Source organism: Streptomyces sp. MH60, from assembly GCF_002939385.1.
In the GTDB taxonomy this organism is placed as follows: Bacteria; Actinomycetota; Actinomycetes; order Streptomycetales; family Streptomycetaceae; genus Streptomyces.
This window is the reverse complement of the sequence record NZ_MULI01000034.1, coordinates 31,887-55,682: the sequence shown is the minus strand read 5'-3', so window position 1 is coordinate 55,682 and position 23,796 is coordinate 31,887. Positions and strand designations below refer to the sequence as shown.

The window sequence follows — 23,796 nt, the reverse complement described above, 5'->3', positions numbered from 1 at the left end:
CATCCTCGTCCGTCTCGTGGACGCCCCGACCATCGGCCCCCGGTCCCGGCTACCCTGGCGGCGTGCGTTCTCCCGGGGCGTCCACGGCGGACGGCACCGGGCACACGCAAAGCCGACAGCCGTCGCACCCTAGGGAGCCCCTTCATGGCCTCGTCGCCATCCACCCCGCCCGCCGACACCCGCACCCGCGTGTCCGCCCTCCGAGAGGCCCTCGCCACCCGCGTGGTGGTCGCCGACGGCGCCATGGGCACCATGCTCCAGGCACAGAACCCCACGCTGGACGACTTCCAGCAGCTGGAGGGGTGCAACGAGGTCCTGAACCTCACCCGGCCCGACATCGTCCGCTCGGTGCACGAGGAGTACTTCGCGGTCGGCGTCGACTGCGTCGAGACCAACACCTTCGGCGCCAACCACTCCGCCCTCGGCGAGTACGACATCCCCGAACGCGTCCACGAGCTGTCCGAGGCCGGCGCACGCGTCGCCCGCGAGGTCGCCGACGACTTCGCCGCCCGGGACGGCCGGCAGCGCTGGGTGCTGGGCTCCATGGGCCCCGGCACCAAGCTCCCCACCCTCGGCCACGCCCCGTACACCGTCCTGCGCGACGCCTACCAGCGCAACGCCGAGGGCCTGGTCGCCGGGGGCGCCGACGCCCTGCTCGTGGAGACCACGCAGGACCTGCTCCAGACCAAGGCCTCGGTGCTCGGCGCCCGGCGCGCCCTGGACGCCCTGGGCCTCGACCTGCCGCTCATCGTGTCCGTCACCGTCGAGACCACCGGCACCATGCTGCTCGGCTCCGAGATCGGCGCCGCGCTCACCGCGCTGGAACCGCTCGGCATCGACATGATCGGCCTGAACTGCGCCACCGGCCCCGCCGAGATGAGCGAGCACCTGCGCTACCTCGCCCGGCACTCCCGCATCCCGCTGACCTGCATGCCCAACGCCGGTCTGCCCGTCCTGGGCAAGGACGGCGCCCACTACCCGCTGACCGCGCCCGAGCTGGCCGACGCACACGAGACCTTCGTCCGCGAGTACGGCCTGTCCCTGGTCGGCGGCTGCTGCGGCACCACCCCCGAGCACCTGCGCCAGGTCGTCGAGCGGGTCCGGGACACCGCCCCCACCGCACGCGACCCGCGCCCCGAGCCCGGAGCCGCCTCGCTCTACCAGACCGTGCCCTTCCGCCAGGACACCTCCTACCTGGCCATCGGCGAGCGCACCAACGCCAACGGGTCGAAAAAGTTCCGCGAGGCCATGCTGGACGGCCGCTGGGACGACTGCGTCGAGATGGCCCGCGACCAGATCCGCGAAGGCGCGCACATGCTCGACCTGTGCGTCGACTACGTCGGCCGGGACGGCGTCGCCGACATGGAGGAGCTGGCCGGCCGGTTCGCCACCGCCTCCACGCTGCCGATCGTGCTGGACTCCACCGAGGTCGAGGTCGTCCGGGCCGGTCTGGAGAAGCTCGGCGGCCGCGCGGTGATCAACTCGGTCAACTACGAGGACGGGGCGGGACCCGAGTCCCGCTTCGCGCGCGTCACCACGCTGGCCCGGGAACACGGCGCCGCGCTGATCGCGCTCACCATCGACGAGGAGGGGCAGGCCCGCACCGCCGAGAAGAAGGTCGAGATCGCCGAACGGCTGATCGACGACCTCACCGGCAACTGGGGCATCCACGAGTCCGACATCCTCGTCGACTGCCTGACCTTCACCATCTGCACCGGTCAGGAGGAGTCCCGCAAGGACGGCCTGGCCACCATCGAGGGCATCCGCGAGCTGAAGCGGCGCCACCCGGACGTGCAGACCACCCTCGGCCTGTCGAACATCTCCTTCGGCCTCAACCCGGCCGCCCGCATCCTGCTCAACTCCGTCTTCCTCGACGAGTGCGTCAAGGCGGGCCTGGACTCGGCCATCGTGCACGCGAGCAAGATCCTGCCGATCGCCCGCTTCGACGAGGAGCAGGTCACCACCGCCCTCGACCTGATCTACGACCGCCGCCGCGAGGGCTACGACCCCCTGCAGAAGCTGATGCAGCTCTTCGAGGGCGCCACCGCCAAGTCGCTCAGGGCCTCCAAGGCCGAGGAACTGGCCGCCCTCCCGCTGGAGGAGCGCCTCAAGCGCCGCATCATCGACGGCGAGAAGAACGGCCTGGAGCAGGACCTCGACGAGGCCCTCCAGGAGCGTCCGGCGCTCGACATCGTCAACGAGACCCTGCTCGACGGCATGAAGGTCGTCGGCGAACTGTTCGGCTCCGGCCAGATGCAGCTGCCGTTCGTGCTCCAGTCCGCCGAGGTCATGAAGACCGCGGTGGCCCACCTGGAGCCGCACATGGAGAAGACCGACGACGACGGCAAGGGCACCATCGTGCTGGCCACCGTCCGCGGCGACGTCCACGACATCGGCAAGAACCTCGTCGACATCATCCTGTCCAACAACGGCTACACCGTCGTCAACCTCGGCATCAAGCAGCCCGTCTCCGCGATCCTGGAGGCCGCCGACGAGCACCGGGCCGACGTCATCGGCATGTCCGGCCTCCTGGTCAAGTCCACCGTGATCATGAAGGAGAACCTGGAGGAGCTCAACCAGCGCGGGCTGGCCGCCGACTACCCGGTCATCCTCGGCGGCGCGGCCCTCACCAGGGCCTACGTCGAACAGGACCTCCACGAGGTCTACGACGGCGAGGTCCGCTACGCCCGCGACGCCTTCGAGGGCCTGCGCCTGATGGACGCGCTGATCGGCATCAAGCGCGGCGTGCCCGGCGCCAAGCTGCCCGAGCTGAAGCAGCGCCGGGTGCGGGCCGCCACCGTGGAGATCGACGAGCGCCCCGAGGAGGGGCACGTCCGCTCCGACGTCGCCACCGACAACCCGGTCCCCGAGCCTCCCTTCCGCGGCACCCGCGTCGTCAAGGGCATCCAGCTCAAGGAGTACGCCTCCTGGCTCGACGAGGGCGCCCTCTTCAAGGGCCAGTGGGGCCTCAAGGAGGCCCGCACCGGCGAGGGACCCTCCTACGAGGAGCTGGTCGAGTCCGAGGGCCGCCCGCGGCTGCGCGGCCTGCTCGACCGGCTCCAGACGGAGAGCCTGCTGGAGGCGGCCGTGGTCTACGGCTACTTCCCCTGCGTCTCCAAGGACGACGACCTGATCGTCCTGGACGACGACGGCAACGAACGCACCCGCTTCACCTTCCCCCGCCAGCGCCGCGGCCGGCGGCTGTGCCTGGCCGACTTCTTCCGCCCGGAGGAGTCCGGCGAGACCGACGTGGTCGGCTTCCAGGTCGTCACCGTCGGCTCCCGCATCGGCGAGGAGACGGCCCGGATGTTCGAGGCCAACGCCTACCGCGACTACCTGGAACTGCACGGCCTGTCCGTACAGCTCGCCGAGGCCCTCGCCGAGTACTGGCACGCGCGCGTGCGCTCCGAACTCGGCTTCGCCGGGGAGGACCCGGCCGAGATGGAGGACATGTTCGCCCTGAAGTACCGGGGCGCCCGCTTCTCCCTCGGCTACGGCGCCTGCCCCGACCTGGAGGACCGCGCGAAGATCGCCGCGCTCCTCGAACCGGAGCGGATCGGCGTCCACCTGTCCGAGGAGTTCCAGCTCCACCCCGAGCAGTCCACCGACGCCATCGTCATCCACCACCCGGAGGCGAAGTACTTCAACGCCCGCTAGGCGCTCCGTACCCGCCCCCGTCGGCCACACCAGGCGTTCGCGTCCCGCACGACGTACACTGGTCGGTCCACTGCAGGCCGGCTCCCTTCGTGGGAGCCGGCCTGATCGTCCCTCAAGGAGGTACGTGGATGACCAGTACGGTCCCCGCGCTCGGAACCCGTACGGCCGAAGGCTCCGCCCTCCAGGCCGTGCTCCTCGACATGGACGGCACCCTGGTGGACACCGAGGGCTTCTGGTGGGACGTCGAGACGGAGGTCTTCGCCTCCCTCGGCCACACCCTCGACGACTCCTGGCGCCACGTCGTGGTCGGCGGCCCCATGACCCGCAGCGCGGGCTTCCTGATCGAGGCCACCGGCGCCGACATCACCCTCGCCGAACTCAGCGTCCTGCTCAACGACGGCTTCGAGCAGCGCATCGGCCGTGACCTGCCGCTCATGCCCGGCGCCGCACGGCTGCTCGCGGAGCTGTCCGCGCACGAGATCCCCACGGCCCTGGTCTCCGCCTCGCACCGGCGCATCATCGACCGCGTCCTGAAGTCGCTCGGCCCCCAGCACTTCGCCCTCTCCGTCGCGGGCGACGAGGTGCCGCGCACCAAGCCGCACCCCGACCCGTACCTGGCGGCCGCGGCCGGACTCGACGTGGACCCGGCCCGGTGCGCCGTCGTCGAGGACACCGCGACCGGGGTCGCCGCCGCGGAGGCCGCCGGCTGCCACGTCGTGGCGGTGCCCTCGGTCGCACCCATCACCCCGGCCGTCCGGCGCACGGTGGTCGCCTCCCTGGACGAGGTCGACCTGGTATTTCTGCGCGGTCTGATGACCCGAATGCGCTAGGCGTTCACCAAGCGTGGACGGCGTCGGCGCGGCATTTCTGGGAAGGGCCGTCCCGGCGCGACACCAGGGGTGTTCACGGTCCATTTCCGCCGCTTCGGATGGCCGAATTCCGGCAGGAGCGACCGAAGTCAGACTGTGATGTTCGCCACGCCATCAAGGGTCGACAGGGGTGCGGACGTGTGCTGCTTCCAGCCTGGCGAACGTTGTCGAGGGGCCCTTGTGTCCTGATTGGTGAAAGCCTGCACGAATCCTTCCCCTGTCGGGTTTTCGGTGTGTCCACACCCGGTTTCGCTCCGTGATGAGCCCCCAACTCCGGTGGCTGCGAGCGCCCGTGCGGGCGCGGACTAATCTCGTCGCGAGAACATCGGCCACTACCCCCGTGATCCGCCGCGACACCCCTGCATGCCGGATACACGGACCGACAGCTCTGGAGAAACTCGAGCATGAACCGCAAGACTTTGGTGCTGCCGGCCGTCGTCGGCCTGCTCGCGCCGGTGCTCGCCGCCTGCGGCGGATCGGACAGCGGCAGCGGCGACGGGGACGCGATCGCCGTCGGCACCACGGACGGGTTCAGCGTCTCGAAAGAGATCACCGCGCCCTTCGACCCGGCGTACGCCTACGACGTCGGCGCCTGGAACATCATGCGCCAGACCTCGCAGACGCTGATGGTGCTGCCCCGCGGTGACGGCGAACCCGTGCCCGAGGCCGCCCAGCAGTGCGGATTCACCGACACCGGCAACGAGCGCTACGCGTGCACCCTGCGAGACGGCCTGGAGTTCGCCAACGGAGACCCCGTCACCGCCGAGGACGTGAAGTACTCCATCGAGCGTGTCCGGAAGATCAACGCCGACACCGAGGTGGCCTCCATCCTCTCCACGGTCGACACCGTCGAGACGAAGGGCGACCGCGAGGTCATCTTCCACCTCAACACCGCCGACGCCACCTTCCCGTTCAAGCTGTCGACGCCGGTCGCCGGCATCGTCAACCCGAACGACTACGAGAAGGACAAGCTGCGCGACGGCTTCGAGCTGACCGGCTCGGGCCCGTACACGATGAAGGCCGAGGTCAAGGGCGACCAGATGACCAAGGCCGTGTTCACCAAGAACCCCACTTACAAGGGGAGTCTCAAGGTGAACAACGACAAGGTCGAACTCGTGTCCTTCGCCGACGCCGAAGCCATGGGCGACGCCATCGACAAGGGCGACATCGACGTGATGACCCGCGCGATGACGCCGGAACAGGTTCAGAACCTGTCCAAGGCCACGGACGGCGACGTCGGCCTGGTCGAGGTGGCCGGCCTCGAGATCCGCTACCTCGCCTTCAACACGGACGCCGCCACGGTCAAGGACAAGGCCGTCCGCGCCGCCATGGCCCAGCTCATCAACCGCAGCGAACTCGTCTCCGCGGTCTACGGATCCCAGGCCGAACCGCTGTACTCGATGGTTCCGGCCGGCATCACCGGCCACTCCAACTCGTTCTTCAACAAGTACGGCGACCCCAGCGTCGCCAAGGCGAAGGCGATGCTGGAGGACGCGGACATCACCACGCCGGTCAAGCTGACGCTGCACTACACGACGGACCACTACGGCGCCGCGACCAAGCCGGAGTTCGAGCACCTCCAGAAGCAGCTGAACGACAGCGGTCTGTTCGACGTCGACATCAAGGGCACGCCCTGGGAGAAGTTCCACAAGGCGGAGCGCAACCGGGAGTACGACGTCTTCGGCATGGGCTGGTTCCCCGACTTCCCGGACGCCGACAGCTTCGTCGCGCCGTTCCTCGACAAGGGCAACACCCTCAACATCCCGTACGCCAACCCGCAGATCATCAACGACCTGATCCCCGCCTCCCGCGGCGAGGCCGACCGGCTCTCCGCGGTGGACAGCCTCACCGAGATCCAGGACATCACCGCCAAGGACGTCCCGCTGATCCCGCTCTGGCAGGGCAAGCAGTACGTCGCCACCCGCGACGACGTCACCGGCACGGCCTACCTCCTCAACTCCTCCTCCTCGCTCCAGCTGTGGGAGCTGGGCCGGGGCGTGAGCGGCTGACGCCGGCACCGGACAAGCCCGAAGGGCGCCTTCCTCCGGTCGGAGGAGGGCGCCCTTCGGGTTGCGCGCATGCCCGGTTGGGCACATGCCGGGTCGTGCACATGCCGCCGGGAGCGGCTACTGCGCGCCGGGACGCACCAGACCGCTCTCGTACGCGTACACCGCGGCCTGCACCCGGTCCCGCAGGCCCAGCTTGGTCAGCACATGCCCCACATGGGTCTTGACGGTGGTCTCGCTGACGAACAGGTCCGCGGCGATCTCCGCGTTGGACAGCCCGCGGGCCACCAGCTTCAGCACCTCGACCTCACGGTCCGTCAGCGTGTGCAGGGTGTCCGGCACCGGCTCGTCCCCGGAGGGCAGATGCGTGGCGTACTTGTCGAGCAGCCGCCGGGTGATGCTCGGGGCGAGCATCGCCTCGCCGCCCGCCACCACACGGATCGCCTGCACCAGTTCGTTGGCCGGGGCGTCCTTGAGCAGGAAACCGCTGGCGCCCGCCTTCAGCGCCTCGACCACGTACTCGTCGAGGTCGAACGTGGTCAGCACCAGCACCTTCGCCGGGCCGTCCCGCTCGGGCCCGGTGATCTGCCGGGTCGCCTCCACTCCGTCCATCCGCGGCATGCGGATGTCCATCAGCACCACATCGGGCTGCAGCGCCCGCACCTGGTCGAGCGCCTGGAGGCCGTCTCCGGCCTCGCCGACGACCGCGAGGTCCTGCTCCGCCTCCAGAATCATCCGGAAGCCCGTGCGCAGCAGCGGCTGGTCGTCGACCAGTAGGACGCGGATGGCCACGTAAGTCTCCTTCTCGCTAGTCCGGCCCCATTCTGCCCTGCTCGACGACACCGGGGTCGGCCGCCCTCACCGGCAGCGGGTAGGGCGGGGGAGTGCCGCCGAACTCCGGACAGTGCGCCTGGTGGTCGCACCAGCCGCACAACTTCGTGGGGCGCGGCCGCCAGTCACCCGTCTCGGTCGCCAGCCGGATCGCCTCCCACAGCGCCAGCAGCTTGCGCTCGACCCGCTCCAGGTCGGCCAGGACGGGGTCGTACGTGAGCACGTCGCCGCTGCCGAGGTAGACCAGCTGCAGCCGCCGCGGGACGACCTTCTTCAGCCGCCACACCACCAGCGCGTAGAACTTCATCTGGAACAACGCGCCCTCGGCGTACTGCGGCCGGGGCGCCTTGCCCGTCTTGTAGTCGACGATCCGCACCTCGCCGGTGGGGGCCACGTCGACCCGGTCGATGATGCCGCGCAGCCGCAGCCCGGAGTCCAGCTCGGCCTCGACGAACAGCTCCCGCTCGGCGGGCTCCAGCCGACTCGGGTCCTCCAGCGTGAACCAGCGCTCGACGAGCCGCTCCGCCTCGGTCAGCCACTGCGCCAGCCGCTCGCCCCGCGGATCGTCCGCGAACAGCTCGCCGACCTCCGGCCTGCTCTCCCGCAGCCGGTCCCACTGGCCGGGGACCAGCGCCGTCGCCCTCGGCGCCGTGCGCTCGGCCGCCGGGGCGTCGAAGAGCCGCTCCAGCACCGCGTGCACCAGGGTGCCCCTGGTCGCCGCCTCGCTGGGCTTCTCCGGCAGCCGGTCGATGACCCGGAACCGGTACAGCAGCGGGCACTGCATGAAGTCGCCGGCCCGGGAGGGCGAGAGCGAGGTGGGCGGTATCGACACGGGCGCGGGCGAGGCGGCCGCCGCCGTCGGGCCGGCCGCCGGGGCCGCCGGCTCCACCGCCGCGTCCGCCTGGTCCACCACTGCCGCCGCCGGTCGGGATGGGCCGCCGGCGTCCTCCGCGACATCCTCGGTACTCGTCTCCATAGCCACCGACCTTACGGCCGGCCACCGACAGCGACCCAGCCCGCAGGCGTGACCCGTGTGACGGAGGGGAAGCAGAGGGGGTGCCGGAGCGGAACGGGCGGCAAGGGACGCATACCATCGACACGAGACCCTCCCGACCGGCAGGCGGGAGACGCTTCGAACGAGGGGACACCGTGGACGTGAGCGGCGGGAGCGGGCAGCCGCGGTCCGGCAACGACGAGTCGGCCGAGCCCCAGGCACATCCCCCGGCCCCGGCCGCCGACCCCACCGACCCCGCACCACGCGAACCCGCCGGCCCGACGGCCACGGGACCCGAGACGCGAGGCACCGAGACGCCGGAGCCCGAGACGCCGGAGCCCGAGGCACAGGGACCCGAGACGCCGGAACCGCAGACGCCCGTGCCCCCCACGGGGGAGACCCCCGGCGAGAGCCCCGCCGCACGTGACGAGCCCGGCCGGTCCACCCCGGACACGGCGACCGGGAAACCGGACGCGGACACCCGCGGCGAGGACGACACGAGCGCCCGGTCGCGGCCGCCGTCGGACGGCGAGCGCGAGCCGGGGCCACCCGAGCCCCCGGACCCGGCCGCGGGCCCCCGGCACGCCGCTCACCACACCGGCCCCCCACCCCACCGCACCGAGGCCCACACCGACCCCACGGGCGGCCCGGGACGACCCCCGCGGCGCCGACCGGAACCCGGGGGCGGGCTGCTGATGGGCCGGCCCTTCGGCGTGCCCGTGTACGTCGCCCCCAGCTGGTTCCTCGTCGCCGTCCTGATCACCTGGGTGTTCGGCGGCCAGCTCGACCGCGTACTGCCCGAGCTGGGTGCCGCCCGCTACCTGGTCTCCCTCTTCTTCGCCGTCGCCTTCTACGCCTCCGTCCTCGTCCACGAGCTCGCCCACACCGTCGCCGCCCTCCGCTTCAAGCTCCCCGTCCGCCGCATCCAGCTCCAGTTCTTCGGCGGCGTCTCCGAGATCGAGAAGGAGGCCGAGACCCCCGGCCGCGAATTCGTGCTGGCCTTCGTCGGCCCCCTGCTCTCCCTCGTCCTCTCCGGCGTCTTCTACGCCGCCCTGCTCCCCGTCGAGCCCGACAGCGTCGCCGGCGTGCTGCTGGCCGGCCTGATGGTCTCCAACCTCATCGTCGCCGCCTTCAACCTGCTGCCCGGCCTCCCCCTCGACGGCGGACGGATGCTCCGCGCCGTCGTCTGGAAGATCACCGGCAAACCGATGAGCGGCACGATCGCCGCCGCCTGGGTCGGCCGCGCCCTCGCCATCGCCGTCCTGATCGGCCTGCCGCTGCTCACCCAGTCACTCGGCAGCGACGCCGCGGACGACGTCGGCATGGACACCGTCATGGACGCCCTGCTCGCCGCCATCCTCGCCGCCATCATCTGGACCGGCGCCGGAAACAGCCTCCGCATGGCCCGCCTGCGCGAACACCTCCCCGAGCTGCGCGCCCGCGCCCTCACCCGGCGCGCCGTCCCCGTCCAGGCCGACACCCCCCTCTCCGAGGCCCTGCGCCGCGCCAACGCCTCCGGAGCCCGCGCCCTGGTCGTCGTCGACGCCGACGGCACCCCCGCCTCCCTGGTCCGCGAGGCCGCCATCGTCGGCGTACCCGAGCACCGCCGCCCCTGGGTACCGGTCAGCACCCTCGCCCAGGACCTCACCGACGGCATGCGCGTCTCCGCCGAGCTGTCCGGCGAGGAACTCCTGGACGCCCTGCGCGCCAACCCGGCCACCGAGTACCTCGTCGTCGAGGAGACCGGCGAGATCTACGGCGTCCTGTCCGCGGCCGACGTGGAACGCGCCTTCGTCAAGGCCATGGCAAGGCCCAGCTGAACCCCGCGCCCCGAAAGGGCGGGGGAACCGCGCGAGCAACCCCGAACGGCCCGCGCCGTTCGCACGCACCGGAGCCACCACCCCCTGGGCCGGTCAAGCCCCCCGCAGGGAACGGGTAGGCTGGTCACATGTCCGAACCGACCGGTGCCGCCCGCAGGCGCGGGCCCTTCAAGGTCGGGGACCAGGTTCAGCTGACCGACCCCAAGGGCCGCCACTACACGTTCACGCTCGAGGCCGGGAAGAACTTCCACACCCACAAGGGTTCCTTCCCCCACGACGAACTGATCGGTGCTCCCGAGGGCAGCGTCGTCCGCACCACCGGGAACGTCGCCTACCTCGCGCTGCGCCCCCTGCTCCCCGACTACGTCCTGTCCATGCCCCGCGGGGCAGCCGTCGTCTACCCGAAGGACGCGGGGCAGATCCTCGCCTTCGCCGACATCTTCCCCGGCGCACGCGTCGTGGAGGCCGGCGTGGGCTCCGGCTCCCTCAGCAGCTTCCTGCTGCGCGCCATCGGCGACCAGGGCATGCTGCACTCCTACGAGCGCCGCGAGGACTTCGCCGAGATCGCCCAGCAGAACGTGCAGCGCTACTTCGGCGGCCCGCACCCCGCCTGGCAGCTCACCGTCGGCGACCTCCAGGACAACCTGTCCGACGCCGACGTCGACCGCGTCATCCTCGACATGCTCGCCCCGTGGGAATGCCTGGAGGCCGTCTCCAAGGCACTCGTGCCCGGCGGCATCCTGTGCTGCTACGTCGCGACCACCACCCAGCTCGCCCGGACCGTCGAGTCCATCCGCGAGATCGGCTGCTTCAACGAGCCCACCTCCTGGGAGACGATGATCCGCAACTGGCACGTGGAGGGCCTCGCCGTCCGCCCCGACCACCGGATGATCGGCCACACCGGCTTCCTGCTCACCGCCCGCCGCCTCGCCGACGGCGTCGAGCCGCCCATGCGCCGCCGCCGCCCCGCCAAGGGCGCCTACGGCGAGGACTACGAGGGCCCCAACGCCGGCGGAGGCTCCGGCCGCTGAGGCGGCCCGTGCCGCGTACAACGTACGGACGCCGTGGTGGAGTTCCGGGACACCGCCGGAACTCCACCACGGCGTCGACGCGTTGACGGCGACCACCCGGCGGGACACCCGCCCGCACGAGAATCGGAACGAGTACCCACCCCGCCGTTCCCCCGCACTGTGACGTGTGGCACGATGCTGGCCACCCCCACCGGCACAGCCCTCACAGGAGACACTCCTCGTGCAGCACCCCGCCGTTCCGGACCTCTCGCACACCCACACCCGGCCGATCCACTGGGTCGCCACCGCCACGGCCGTCGCCGCGGTGGTCGCCCTGTCCTCGGTCCTCCAGCCCGACGCCGCGACGGCGGCCCAGAGCGGCGACACGCCCGCGGCCACCGCTCCCAAGAGCGCACCGGCCCACATCGCGCCGCCCGATCCGGCCACCGTGGCCTTCCCCCTGGAATGCGGCCCGGTCAAGGCCCTCGTGCAGAAGAAGGCATCCGGCGACCTCGACGGCGACGGCCGGCCCGAAACAGTGGCCGTCGTCCACTGCGACGCGCCCATGGGCACACCCCCCGACGGCGTGTACGTCATCACACGGGACACCGACAGCGGCAAGCCCCGCGTCGTCGCCACCCTCGTGGACCCCGAGGACCGCCGTACGGCCACCGGACTCGCGGTGCGCGACGGCGTCGTCCGCGCCACCCTCCTCGGCTACTCGACGGCCGACGTGCCCAGTTGCTGCCCCGACGTCACGGACGACGTGAAGTGGCGGTGGAAGAACGGCACGTTCGTCAGCGACACGCCCTCACAGGCGCGCACCGTGTGACCCGCGCCCCCGCACAGACCGTGTGACGCACCAGACATCGGTCACGGAGCGTACGCGCCACGTCACAGTTTGGTCACTCTGAGTCCGGGCCGTACACCTCGGCCCTGTCCGAAACCCGACGTACGTGGATGCACTCGCCCGGACACTCCTTCGCGGAGTCCACCACATCCGTGAGAAGCGTCAGCGGCACGGGGGTTGTCGCCCCAGGCGCCTGCAGCAGCTCGTCGTCCGCGCCCTTCACATAGGCCAGACCATCGATGTCCAGCTCGAACACCTCGGGCGCGTACTGGGCGCAGATGCCGTCGCCGGTACACAGGTCCTGGTCGATCCAGACCTCCAGAGCCTCGCCGTCGACTCCGGCCTCCTGCTGCACGCTCATCTCTCCTGCCGTTTCCTGCGCCGAGCCGCTCGGGAATCCGGCCAGCTCTGACGGGTGTTGAACACTTCGAGCCTACCCCCGCCGGGGTTCCCCTCACGTTCCGTGGGTATTCCCCTGGCGTGAGGGAGAGCGCAAGGGTGAAGATCGGACACACCCCGACCGTCTTTGTGATCTAGGGGTTTCAATCGACACCCACCCAGGTAGGGTCTGGAAGCGTCCAGCTCCCCATGGAGGAGGTGAGGACCGTGGCAGCCCACGACGACGACATGAACCGCGGCATCCGCCCGGGACGCGGGTCCGAGGACCCGGCCGGGCAGGTGGCCTACCTTGAGCAGGAGATCGCCGTCCTGCGACGCAAGCTCGCCGAATCTCCGCGACACACGAGAATTCTCGAAGAGCGGATCGTCGAACTGCAGACCAATCTGGCCGGCGTGTCCGCCCAGAACGAGCGACTCGCCGGCACACTCCGCGAGGCCCGCGACCAGATCGTGGCCCTCAAGGAAGAGGTCGACCGGCTGGCCCAGCCACCCGCCGGCTTCGGTGTCTTCCTGCAGGCCAACGAGGACGGCACCGCCGACATCTTCACCGGCGGCCGCAAACTCAGGGTGAACGTCAGCCCGAGCGTCGAGCTCGACGAGCTCCGGCGCGGCCAGGAAGTGATGCTCAACGAAGCACTCAACGTGGTCGAGGCCATGGAGTACGAGAGCGTCGGCGACATCGTCACCCTCAAGGAGATCCTCGAGGACGGCGAGCGCGCCCTGGTACTCGGCCACACCGACGAGGAAAGAGTGGTACGGCTCGCCGAACCCCTGCGCGGCCTCACCATCCGCCCCGGCGACGCCCTCCTGCTCGAACCCCGCTCCGGCTATGTCTACGAGGTCGTTCCCAAGAGCGAGGTCGAAGAACTCGTCCTCGAAGAGGTCCCCGACATCGGCTACGAGCAGATCGGTGGCCTCGGCGGACAGATCGAAGCCATCCGCGACGCGGTCGAGCTCCCCTATCTCTATCCCGACCTGTTCCGGGAGCACGAGCTGCGCCCGCCCAAGGGCGTCCTGCTCTACGGGCCCCCCGGATGCGGCAAGACGCTCATCGCCAAGGCCGTCGCCAACTCGCTGGCCAAGAAGGTCGCCGAGGTCACCGGACAGGCCGCCGGCAAGAGCTTCTTCCTCAACATCAAGGGCCCCGAGCTCCTCAACAAATACGTCGGCGAGACCGAGCGGCAGATCCGCCTGGTCTTCCAGCGGGCCCGTGAGAAGGCCAGCGAGGGGACCCCCGTCATCGTCTTCTTCGACGAGATGGAATCCCTCTTCCGCACCCGCGGCTCCGGCGTCAGCTCGGACGTGGAGAACACCATCGTCCCGCAGCTGCTCGCCGAGATCGACGGCGTGGAAGGCCTGCAGAACGTGGTCGTCATCGGCGCCTCCAACCGCGAGGACATGATCGACCCCGCCATCCTGCGGCCCGGCCGGCTCGACGTGAAGATCAAGATCGAACGTCCGGACGCCGAAGCGGCCAAGGACATCTTCGGCAAGTACCTCACCGAACGCCTCCCCCTCCACTCCGACGACCTCGCGGAGCACGAGAAGGACAAGGCGGCCACCGTCCAGAGCATGATCCAGACGGCGGTGGAACAGATGTACGCCGAATCCGAGGAGAACCGCTTCCTGGAAGTCACCTACGCCAACGGCGACAAGGAAGTCCTCTATTTCAAGGACTTCAATTCCGGCGCCATGATCGAGAACATCGTGGGCCGCGCCAAGAAGATGGCGATCAAGGACTTCCTCGACAAGAACCAGAAGGGCCTCCGCGTCTCCCACCTCCTCCAGGCCTGCGTGGACGAGTTCAAGGAGAACGAGGACCTGCCCAACACCACCAACCCCGACGACTGGGCCCGCATCTCCGGAAAGAAGGGCGAACGGATCGTGTACATCCGTACGCTCGTCACCGGAAAGCAGGGTGCGGACACCGGACGCTCCATCGACACGGTGGCAAACACCGGTCAGTACCTGTAAAAGCGGGGCGGCTGCGGGTGCCCTCACCGGGTACCCGCAGCCGACTGTTTTCCGGAGCCCCGGCTGGAGCAAGGCAATGACGCAAATGATCTCCCCGCCAGCGCAAAGGCGTTCTAGGCTCTTCCATACCGCCGAGTCGCGCAGTGCGGGGACGGGCACCGCACACGCATCGGAGCGCCAGCGGTACTTGAGCGGCGCCCACTACGGGCGCCGCCGGGCAAGGAGGGCCGCATGACCGTACGGCGAGTAATGGGCATCGAGACGGAGTACGGAATCTCCGTCCCCGGCCACCCCAACGCCAATGCCATGCTCACCTCGTCCCAGATCGTCAACGCCTACGCGGCGGCGATGCACCGGGCCCGCCGGGCCCGCTGGGACTTCGAGGAGGAGAATCCGCTCCGGGACGCGCGAGGCTTCGACCTCGCCCGCGAGGCCGCCGACTCCAGCCAGCTCACCGACGAGGACATCGGCCTCGCCAACGTCATCCTCACCAACGGAGCACGGCTCTACGTCGACCACGCCCACCCCGAATACAGCGCTCCGGAAGTCACCAACCCCCGCGACGCCGTCCTGTGGGACAAGGCCGGCGAACGCATCATGGCCGAGGCCGCCGAACGCGCAGCCCAGCTGCCCGGTGCCCAGCCCATCCACCTCTACAAGAACAACACCGACAACAAGGGCGCCTCCTACGGCACGCACGAGAACTACCTGATGAAGCGGGAAACCGCTTTCTCGGACATCGTGCGCCACCTGACGCCCTTCTTCGTCTCGCGCCAGGTCTTCACCGGCGCCGGCCGCGTCGGCATCGGCCAGGACGGCCACGAGCACGGCTTCCAGCTCAGCCAGCGCGCCGACTACTTCGAGGTCGAGGTCGGCCTGGAGACGACGCTCAAGCGCCCCATCATCAACACCCGCGACGAACCGCACGCGGACGCCGAGAAGTGGCGCCGGCTGCACGTCATCATCGGCGACGCGAACCTGTCCGAGATCTCGACGTACCTCAAACTGGGCACGACGGCCCTGGTCCTGTCCATGATCGAGGACGGCTTCATCGCCGTCGACCTCGCCGTGGACCAGCCCGTACGCACCCTCCACCAGGTCTCGCACGACCCCACGCTCAAACACCTCGTCACCCTGCGCAGCGGCCGCACACTGACCGCCGTGCAGCTCCAGATGGAGTACTACGAGCTGGCCCGCAAATACGTCGAGGAGCGGTACGGCGCCGACGCCGACGACCAGACCAAGGACGTCCTCGGCCGCTGGGAGGACACCCTCAACCGGCTCGAGAACGACCCGATGAGCCTCGCCGGCGAGCTGGACTGGGTCGCCAAGCGGGAGCTCATGGAGGGCTACCGCCGCCGCGACAACGTCGACTGGGACGCCGCCCGGCTGCACCTCGTCGACCTCCAGTACGCCGACGTACGGCCCGACAAGGGCCTCTACAACCGTCTGGTGGACCGCGGCCGCATCAAGCGCCTGCTGGACGAGAACGAGGTCGAGCGGGCCCGTACGAAGCCGCCGGAGGACACCAGGGCCTACTTCCGCGGGCGCTGCCTGGAGCAGTACGCGGACGACGTCGCGGCGGCCTCCTGGGACTCGGTGATCTTCGATCTGCCGGGCAGGGACTCGCTCCAGCGGGTCCCAACCCTGGAACCGCTTCGCGGAACGCGTAATCACGTCAAGGAGCTCCTGGACCGCTGCCGCACCGCGGACGACCTGGTCAGGGTCCTGTCCGGCGGGTGAGCGGGTCGAGCGGGTACCGGGGAGTAGACAGCCGGGCAGGGTGGAATATCCCAGGTCCGGGAACCATGGAAATGGCCTCCGTACGTTGAGGAGAGTGCGGGGCCGATGTCGGACCCGGCTTGTAGGGTCTGATCTTGACCGAGCAACTGTGTCGGGCGAACCGAGCGGGGTGAGGGTTATGGCGACCAAGGACACCGGCGGCGGGCAGCAGAAGGCCACGCGGTCCACCGAGGAGGTCGAGGAGCAGGCGCAGGACGCGCAGGCGTCGGAGGACCTCAAGGAGCGCCAGGAAAAGCTGAGCGACGACGTGGACTCCGTCCTGGACGAGATCGACGACGTACTCGAGGAGAACGCAGAGGATTTCGTTCGCTCGTTTGTTCAAAAGGGCGGCGAGTAGCCTTCGAAATGAAGGTTGCAGCGGGGGGTTCGCTTGTCGATCGAAGAACATGGTAGGCGCTGCTCGCGGTGCAAGGACCACAAGCCGCGGGCAGCGTTTGCACGGAACAAGGCGATGCGCGACGGGCCGCAGGCCTACTGTCGCGAGTGCGCTGCGGTCTGCCACCAAGAACGCCAGGCGGCCAAGGGGCCCGACGTTCGCCCGCGAGTGGAGGTGCCCGAGGGGCACAAGCTCTGCCGGACGTGCGGGGAGATCAAGCCTCACCGTGCGTGGACCACGAATCGCACAGCGTCTGATGGTCTGGCGACGCTCTGCACGTCCTGCAAAGCGGCGCAGGGCCGAGCAGGCCACCTGAAGCGCCAGTACGGCATCACCGCAGCAGAACGTGATGCCCTGATCGCAAGTCAAGGCGGCATCTGCTGCATATGTCTTGCCGCTCCCGCCGCACATGTGGATCACTGCCACGAGACGGGTAGGGTCCGTGGCGTACTGTGCTTCAGCCGCAACGCTGCGCTGGGGCAGTTCAAGGACCGGCCCGATGCCATAAGGCGGGCTGCCGCATACGTGGAAGGAATCGCGTGGAAGCCAACACTCGTAGCACCGGGCGTCTACCAGCTGCCTTCCTGACGCCCGGGTCCTCTTCTTTCATGGACTTCCTCGGTGAGCACCAGCCGGAGATGCTCCCGGGCAACCGGCAGCTGCCGCCGGTGCAGGGCGTCATCGAGGCACCGCACGGCACCACGATCGTGGCGGTCACGTTCCCCGGGGGTGTCGTCCTCGCCGGTGACCGGCGGGCCACCATGGGCAACATGATCGCCCAGCGGGACATCGAGAAGGTCTTCCCGGCCGACGAGTACTCGGCGGTGGGCATCGCCGGTACGGCCGGTCTGGCCGTGGAGATGGTGAAGCTGTTCCAGCTGGAGCTGGAGCACTTCGAGAAGGTCGAGGGCGCGCAGCTGTCCCTGGAGGGCAAGGCGAACCGTCTGTCGACGATGATCCGGTCCAACCTGGGCATGGCGATGCAGGGGCTGGCCGTGGTGCCGCTGTTCGCCGGGTACGACGTGGACCGGGGCAGGGGCCGCATCTTCTCGTACGACGTGACGGGCGGCCGGTCCGAGGAGCGGAACTACGCGACCACGGGTTCGGGCTCGGTCTTCGCGCGCGGTGCGATGAAGAAGCTCTTCCGTGACGACCTGACCGAGGAGCAGGCCACGACGCTCGTGGTGCAGGCGCTGTACGACGCGGCTGACGACGACTCGGCGACCGGTGGTCCCGATGTCGCCCGCCGGATCTATCCGATCATCACTGTGATCACCGAGGACGGTTTCCGTCGGCTCGGTGAGGACGAGGCCGCGGAGCTGGCGGGCGCGGTGCTGCGGGCGCGGCTCGAGCAGCCCGACGGTCCGCGGGCCGCGCTGCTGTAGCGGGCGCGGTTCTTCGTTGTCAGGTGGTCCAGTGATTTCGACAGGAAGGGACGGATAACCGGTGTCGACGCCGTTCTATGTATCTCCTCAGCAGGCGATGGCCGACCGGGCGGAGTACGCCCGCAAGGGCATCGCCCGTGGTCGCAGCCTGGTCGTGCTGCAGTACGCCGACGGCATCGTGTTCGTCGGTGAGAATCCGTCCCGTGCGCTGCACAAGTTCAGCGAGATCTACGACCGGATCGGCTTCGCGGCCGCCGGCAAGTACAACGAGTACGAGAACCTGCGGATCGGCGGGGTGCGCTACGCCGACCTGCGGGGTTACACCTATGACCGGGACGATGTGACGGCGCGCGGTCTGGCGAACGTGTACGCCCAGACGCTGGGCACGATCTTCTCCAGTCAGGCCGAGAAGCCGTACGAGGTGGAGCTGGTCGTCGCGGAGGTCGGTGACAGTCCGGAGAACGACCAGATCTACCGGCTGCCGCACGACGGTTCGATCGTGGACGAGCACGGTTCGGTGGCGGTCGGGGGCAACGCGGAGCAGATCAGCGGGTATCTGGACCAGCGGCACCGGGACGGCATGACGCTGGCCGAGGCGCTGAAGCTGGCGGTGCAGGCGCTGTCCCGCGACACCAACGGGACCGAGCGGGAGATTCCGGCGGAGCGGCTGGAGGTCGCGGTGCTGGACCGGACGCGTCCGCAGCAGCGCAAGTTCAAGCGCATCGTGGGCGGCCAGCTGTCGCGGCTGCTGGATTCCGGTGCGGGGGACGCGTCGGCCGAGACCGAGACCGAGACCGAGTCCGGGTCGGACGAGGAGTAGGCGCTCCCTTCGGCTCATCCGACCGCGGCTCACCTCACGGCGGCGCTGCCGTGGATCCGCGTACGACCAGGCTGACCGGCAGGTCCCCCTTCTCGGGGGGCCTGCCTTCCAGTACCGCCAGCAGGGCGCGCATGCCCCGTTCGCCGAAGGCCTCCGCGTCGAGGCGGACGGTGGTGAGTTCGGGGTCGATGGCGGTGGCGAGGCCGAGGTCGTCCAGGCCGGTGACGGACAGGTCGTCGGGGACGCGGAGTCCGGCGCGCCGGACGGCCTTGTAGGCGCCGGCCGCGAGTTTGTCGTCGTCGCATACCAGCGCCGTGGGCCGGGGCCCGGGCGCGGCGAGGGCGGCCTCCGTGGCCCGCTGGGCGCCCTCGATCGAGATGGGTGCCCGGATCGTGCGCAGTTCGGTGCCGGGGGCTTCGGCGAGCCGTGAGGCCAGTTCGCGGGCGCGTACCTCGAAGGTCCAGGACGGGATGTCGGCCGCGAGGTGGAGGAAGCCGCGGTGGCCGAGGGACAGCAGGTGTTCGGTGACCTGGCGGATGCCGTCGGCGATGTCGAGGTTGACGGTGGCGGCGCCCAGGCTGCCGTCGGGGTCGCTGTCGAGCATGACCAGGGGGAGGTGGTCGCCGCGGATGGCGGAGAGGGCGTCGGCGGCCATGGAGGAGGCGATGACGCCGTCGAGGGCGGCCTGTGCGGAGGCGAAGGGGTCCCGGGCGGGGCCCACGCCTTCGGGTGAGGGGTAGAGGACCACGCCGAAGCCGTGTTCGGCGGCGACGCGTGCGGCGCCGGTGTAGACCTCCGCGAAGAACTCGGTGGTGAGGGCGGGGACGACCAGGAGCACGGTGCGGGTGCGGCCGAGGCGCAGGTTGCGTGCGGCCAGGTTGGGGCGGTAGCCGAGTTCCAGGGCGGCGTCGCGGACCCGCTGGGCGGTCGGTTCGGAGACGCGGCCGCGCCATTTGTCGCCGAGGACCAGGGAGACGGCTGCCTGGGAGACGCCGGCGGCCTGGGCGACGTCCCGGCTCGTGGGGCGGGTGCTGCCTCGTGCCACCGTTCGCCTGCGCTTTCGTCTGGACTGCTGAACTGGCGACATGGTACGTATGGCGGCAGGAGTTATACGTAACACTTGCTGGAGTGAGGACAAGGAGGTGCGTCGTGATCGCCGGGTATCTGGACATTCTCCGGGCGCGGCATGCCGTGCGGCTGCTCGTCGGCACGCTGGTCGGGCGGTTGCCGAACGCCACCGCGGCGATCGCGATCGTGCTGTTCGTGCGGGCCGAGGGTGGTTCCTACAGCCTCGCGGGGGCGCTGGCCGCGGTGTACGGCGTCGCCAACGCCGTGGGGCAGCCGGTGCTGGGTCGGCTGGTGGATCTGCACGGGCAGCCGCGGGTGCAGTTGCCGGCCGCGGTGCTGTCGGCGCTGGCGATGGCCGTGTTCGCCTTCGCGGGCACCGGGACGGCCGTGCTCGCCTACGGGGCCGTGGGGGCGGCCGGGCTGTTCACGCCGCCGCTGGAGGGCGGGCTGCGGGCGTTGTGGCCGAGTGTGCTGGGCGAGGAGGACCAGGTGCACACGGCGTACGCGATGGACGCCGTGGCGCAGGAGGTCATGTTCACCGTCGGGCCGCTGCTGGTGACGGTGTGCGTGTCCCTGTGGTCGCCGCAGGCGGCGCTGCTCGTGCTGAACGCTGTCGGTGTGCTGGGCGCGCTGTCCGTGGCCGTGTCGCCGCCCTCGCGGGCGTGGCGGTCGGCGCCGCGGGAGGCGCACTGGCTGGGCGCGCTGCGCTCGGGCGGGCTGCTGGCGCTGCTGGGGGCGTTCCTGTTCATCGGGATGGCGCTCGGGTCCATCACGGTGGCCTCGGTGCCGTACGCCGACGACCACGGGGGTGACGCCGTGTACGGGTGGCTGATGGCCGCGCTGGGGCTCGGTGCGCTGGCCGGGGGAGCGGTCTACGGGGCGCGGCGGTGGACCGGCGAGCCGGCGCGGCGGCTGCGGATGCTGGTGGCCCTGCTGGCGGTCTGCTACCTGCCGTTGCTGCTGATGCCGGGCGCGGTGGCCATGGTGCTGCTCACGGTGCTCGCGGGTGTCTTCCTGGCGCCGTGCATCGCCTGCGCGTTCGTGCTCGTCGACGTGCACGCGCCGCGGGGGACGGTGACGGAGGCGTTCTCGTGGCTGGTGACGACGTTCACCGTGGGCGCGTCGGTGGGCACCGGCCTGGCGGGGCCCGTCGTGGAGCACGGTGGGGCGCTGTGGGGCTTCGCGGTGCCGGGGGCGGCGGGGGGCGTCTCGCTGCTGGTGCTGGCGTGCACCGGGCGGGTCCTCGCAGCTCCCGCGCGGGGAGCGGTGGTTGCGGCTTCATCGGAAAATGATCCAAACCGTGCCGTCGAACCCCGTTTCAGTTCGGGTCATCAGGCGTAATGTTCAGTCATGGACCGCCGCATTTTCGGGCTGGAGAACGAGTACGGCGTCACGTGCACGTTCAGGGGACAGCGCCGCCTGTCGCCTGACGAGGTGGCGCGGTACCTCTTCCGCCGTGTCGTGTCATGGGGCCGCAGCAGCAATGTCTTTCTGCGCAACGGGGCCCGCCTCTATCTCGACGTGGGATCACATCCGGAATACGCGACACCCGAATGTGACAACGTGACCGAGCTCGTCACCCACGACAAGGCGGGCGAGCGCATTCTCGAAGGACTCCTGGTGGACGCCGAACGACGCCTGCACGAGGAGGGAATCGCGGGCGACGTCTACCTCTTCAAGAACAACACCGACTCCGCCGGCAACTCCTACGGCTGCCACGAGAATTACCTCGTGGCCCGGCACGGGGAGTTCTCGCGGCTCGCGGACATCCTGATTCCGTTCCTGGTGACGCGGCAGTTGCTGTGCGGTGCGGGCAAGGTGCTGCAGACGCCGCGCGGTGCCGTGTACTGCGTCAGTCAGCGGGCCGAGCACATCTGGGAGGGCGTCTCCTCGGCGACGACCCGGTCCCGGCCCATCATCAACACGCGCGACGAGCCGCACGCCGACGCCGAGCGTTACCGGCGTCTGCACGTCATCGTGGGCGACTCGAACATGTCCGAGACGACCATGCTGCTCAAGGTCGGCGCCACCGACCTGGTGCTGCGCATGATCGAGGCGGGCACGGTGATGCGGGACCTGACCCTGGAGAACCCGATCCGGGCGATCCGCGAGGTCAGCCACGACATCACCGGGCGCCGCAAGGTGCGCCTGGCCAGCGGCCGGGAGGCGTCGGCGCTGGAGGTGCAGCGGGAGTACTACGAGAAGGCCGTGGACTTCTGCGAGCGCCGCGGCATCCGCACGGGCACCGTGGAGCGGGTGCTGGAGCTGTGGGGCCGCACGCTGGACGCGATCGAGGCGGAGGACCTCGACCGCATCGGCACCGAGATCGACTGGGTCATGAAGTACAAGCTGCTGGAGCGGTACCGGGCCAAGCACAACATGACCATGTCGCACCCGCGGGTCGCGCAGATAGACCTCGCCTACCACGACATCCACCGGCGTCGTGGTCTGTACTACCTGCTCGAGAAGAAGGGCCAGGCCGCCCGGGTCGCCAACGACTTGAAGATCTTCGAGGGCAAGTCCGTTCCGCCGCAGACCACTCGGGCCCGGCTGCGCGGCGACTTCATCCGGCGGGCCCAGGAGCAGCGCCGGGACTTCACCGTCGACTGGGTCCACCTCAAGCTGAACGACCAGGCGCAGCGCACCGTGTTGTGCAAGGACCCGTTCCGGTCGGTGGACGACCGGGTGGAGAAGCTGATCGCCGGGATGTGATCCGGGCGGCATGAGGCCGGACGGGTGAGAGGAGCGTCTTCGCGCGAAAGCGCGGAACGCCACACGGGCACCGTACGTTAGCCGTGCGGTGCCCTTCTCACGCCGTAGAGTTGCGCGCACGCCAGCCAACAGGACCGACCCGATATCGATACGAGGCCCCCACCGTGCGCCGACGTTCACTCCTCATCGCCGTCCCCGCGGGACTGGTCACGCTCGCCGCCTGCGGTGACGGTGACGACTCCGGCTCATCGAGCAACGCGAGCGACAGCCCGTCGCCCGACGCGTCGGCCTCGTCGGCCGCACCGCCGCCGAAGATCGTCGACGGTCCGCTGCCGGCGATCACGGCGGGGACGAAGTTCGACGAGAAGCCGACCGTCGCGAAGGGCAGTGGCGAGCCCTCCAAGGATCTCGCGGTCAAGACGGTCATCGCGGGCGGCGGCAAGGCCGTCGCGGAGAACGACTTCATCTCGGCGAACTACCTCGGTCAGGTCTGGCAGAGCGCGAAGGTCTTCGACAACTCCTACGACCGCAAGACCCCTCTGGTCATCCAGCTCGCCCAGGGCAGCATCATCGACGGCTGGCGGTACGCGCTCACCGGCAAGAAGACCGGCAGCCGCGTCCAGTTCTCGGTGCCGCCGACCTGGGGGTACGGGAAGCAGGGCAACGAGCAGGCGGGTATCAAGGGCGACGACACGCTGGTGTTCGTGGTCGACGTCCAGGACACCTTCAACGCCCGGAGCAGCGCCGACGGCAAGAAGGTCGCGCAGGACGACGCCGCCCTGCCGAAGGTCGGCACCAACACCGACGGCAAGGCGCCCTCCATCGAGGTGCCGAAGACCGACCCGCCGAAGAAGCTCGCCGCCGAGTACGTCCTGGAGGGCGACGGCGCCGAGGTCGGGGCCCAGGACAGTGTGCTGGTGCAGTACGAGGGTGTGCTGTGGGACGGTGGCAAGGAGTTCGACTCCACGTACGCCAGGAAGCAGCTGACGTCGTTCTCGCTGCAGCAGGTCGTCAAGGGCTGGGCGCAGGGACTGACGGGCAAGAAGGTCGGCAGCCGCGTCCTCATCGTCATCCCGCCGGACCTGGGTTACGGCGACAGCCCGCCGGAGGGCAGCGGTATCGAGAAGGACTCCACGCTGGTCTTCTCCGTGGACATCCTCGCGAAGATGTGACGCCTCGGAGATGTAAGACTTGGGCCGTTGCCTTTCCGCAGACAAGCAGG

General features: G+C 69.9%; 19 protein-coding genes. 15 read left to right on the top strand and 4 right to left on the bottom strand.

The annotated features are described in order from the left end of the window. Positions 1–144: 144 nt before the first annotated feature. The 3 genes from metH to BZZ08_RS21335 all read left to right on the top strand — a co-directional run bounded on the left by metH (position 145) and on the right by BZZ08_RS21335 (position 6,535). Positions 145–3,657 carry a methionine synthase gene (gene metH, locus BZZ08_RS21350; RefSeq protein WP_104633858.1) on the top strand — a complete coding sequence of 1,171 codons (3,513 nt, stop codon included), beginning with the start codon at positions 145–147 and terminating at the stop codon, positions 3,655–3,657. 128 nt (positions 3,658–3,785) lie between these two features. Beyond that, positions 3,786–4,487 (top strand): HAD family hydrolase, encoded by a 702-nt coding sequence (locus tag BZZ08_RS21345; RefSeq protein WP_104633857.1) that lies wholly within the window; start codon positions 3,786–3,788, stop codon positions 4,485–4,487. Positions 4,488–4,930: 443 nt separating this feature from the next. Next, complete coding sequence (locus BZZ08_RS21335) at positions 4,931–6,535, top strand: ABC transporter substrate-binding protein (protein WP_104633855.1); 1,605 nt, start codon at positions 4,931–4,933, stop codon at positions 6,533–6,535. Between the two features lie 117 nt (positions 6,536–6,652). Here the strand turns inward: BZZ08_RS21335 and BZZ08_RS21330 are convergent, their stop codons facing one another. Beyond that, positions 6,653–7,324 (bottom strand): response regulator, encoded by a 672-nt coding sequence (locus BZZ08_RS21330; protein WP_007447882.1) that lies wholly within the window; start codon positions 7,322–7,324, stop codon positions 6,653–6,655. 16 nt (positions 7,325–7,340) lie between these two features. Continuing rightward, a complete protein-coding gene (locus BZZ08_RS21325; protein ID WP_198601609.1) occupies positions 7,341–8,339 on the bottom strand; it encodes a RecB family exonuclease in 999 nt (332 codons plus the stop codon). A 173-nt stretch (positions 8,340–8,512) separates the two neighbouring features. On the opposite strand from BZZ08_RS21325, the gene BZZ08_RS21320 reads away from it, so the two are divergent. The 3 genes from BZZ08_RS21320 (at position 8,513) to BZZ08_RS21310 (ending at position 12,019) form a co-directional block, all read left to right on the top strand. Further along, on the top strand, positions 8,513–10,177 hold the full coding sequence (locus BZZ08_RS21320; RefSeq protein ID WP_198601608.1) for a site-2 protease family protein: 1,665 nt from the start codon (positions 8,513–8,515) through the stop codon (positions 10,175–10,177). A 128-nt stretch (positions 10,178–10,305) separates the two neighbouring features. Beyond that, positions 10,306–11,208, top strand: coding sequence for a tRNA (adenine-N1)-methyltransferase (locus tag BZZ08_RS21315; RefSeq protein WP_104633854.1), 903 nt, complete (start codon positions 10,306–10,308; stop codon positions 11,206–11,208). A gap of 220 nt (positions 11,209–11,428) precedes the next feature. After that, positions 11,429–12,019, top strand: a complete 591-nt coding sequence (locus BZZ08_RS21310) for a hypothetical protein (protein ID WP_104633853.1) — start codon at positions 11,429–11,431, stop codon at positions 12,017–12,019. 73 nt (positions 12,020–12,092) lie between these two features. On the opposite strand, the gene BZZ08_RS21305 is transcribed toward BZZ08_RS21310, so the two are convergent. Further along, positions 12,093–12,398, bottom strand: coding sequence for a ferredoxin (locus BZZ08_RS21305; protein ID WP_052837735.1), 306 nt, complete (start codon positions 12,396–12,398; stop codon positions 12,093–12,095). A 245-nt stretch (positions 12,399–12,643) separates the two neighbouring features. Here BZZ08_RS21305 and arc point away from each other — a divergent pair, with 245 nt between their 5' ends. The 6 genes from arc (at position 12,644) to prcA (ending at position 18,794) form a co-directional block, all read left to right on the top strand. After that, on the top strand, positions 12,644–14,410 hold the full coding sequence (gene arc, locus BZZ08_RS21295; RefSeq protein WP_030190765.1) for a proteasome ATPase: 1,767 nt from the start codon (positions 12,644–12,646) through the stop codon (positions 14,408–14,410). Positions 14,411–14,641: 231 nt separating this feature from the next. Then, entirely contained in the window at positions 14,642–16,153 is a 1,512-nt protein-coding gene (gene dop / locus BZZ08_RS21290) for a depupylase/deamidase Dop (RefSeq protein WP_338119079.1), read from the top strand. Positions 16,154–16,331: 178 nt separating this feature from the next. Then, the gene (locus tag BZZ08_RS21285) at positions 16,332–16,550 is read left to right on the top strand and encodes a ubiquitin-like protein Pup (protein WP_011027899.1); all 219 of its coding nucleotides are present in this window, start codon (positions 16,332–16,334) and stop codon (positions 16,548–16,550) included. A 33-nt stretch (positions 16,551–16,583) separates the two neighbouring features. Then, positions 16,584–17,177 (top strand): endonuclease VII domain-containing protein, encoded by a 594-nt coding sequence (locus BZZ08_RS21280; RefSeq protein ID WP_104633872.1) that lies wholly within the window; start codon positions 16,584–16,586, stop codon positions 17,175–17,177. After that, on the top strand, positions 17,129–17,974 hold the full coding sequence (gene prcB, locus BZZ08_RS21275; protein WP_104633850.1) for a proteasome subunit beta: 846 nt from the start codon (positions 17,129–17,131) through the stop codon (positions 17,972–17,974). Before BZZ08_RS21280 ends, prcB begins: the two co-directional genes overlap by 49 nt. A gap of 61 nt (positions 17,975–18,035) precedes the next feature. Then, the gene (prcA, locus tag BZZ08_RS21270; protein WP_104633849.1) at positions 18,036–18,794 is read left to right on the top strand and encodes a proteasome subunit alpha; all 759 of its coding nucleotides are present in this window, start codon (positions 18,036–18,038) and stop codon (positions 18,792–18,794) included. A gap of 34 nt (positions 18,795–18,828) precedes the next feature. Here the strand turns inward: prcA and BZZ08_RS21265 are convergent, their stop codons facing one another. Further along, entirely contained in the window at positions 18,829–19,839 is a 1,011-nt protein-coding gene (locus BZZ08_RS21265) for a LacI family DNA-binding transcriptional regulator (RefSeq protein ID WP_198601607.1), read from the bottom strand. Between the two features lie 104 nt (positions 19,840–19,943). Between BZZ08_RS21265 and BZZ08_RS21260 the strand changes: the two genes are divergently transcribed. The 3 genes from BZZ08_RS21260 to BZZ08_RS21250 all read left to right on the top strand — a co-directional run bounded on the left by BZZ08_RS21260 (position 19,944) and on the right by BZZ08_RS21250 (position 23,746). Then, positions 19,944–21,203, top strand: a complete 1,260-nt coding sequence (locus tag BZZ08_RS21260; RefSeq protein WP_104633847.1) for an MFS transporter — start codon at positions 19,944–19,946, stop codon at positions 21,201–21,203. A 9-nt stretch (positions 21,204–21,212) separates the two neighbouring features. After that, positions 21,213–22,574: a Pup--protein ligase gene (gene pafA / locus BZZ08_RS21255; protein WP_003977186.1), complete on the top strand. Its 1,362-nt coding sequence runs from the start codon at positions 21,213–21,215 to the stop codon at positions 22,572–22,574. A gap of 164 nt (positions 22,575–22,738) precedes the next feature. Continuing rightward, entirely contained in the window at positions 22,739–23,746 is a 1,008-nt protein-coding gene (locus BZZ08_RS21250) for an FKBP-type peptidyl-prolyl cis-trans isomerase (RefSeq protein WP_104633846.1), read from the top strand. Positions 23,747–23,796: the final 50 nt, after the last annotated feature.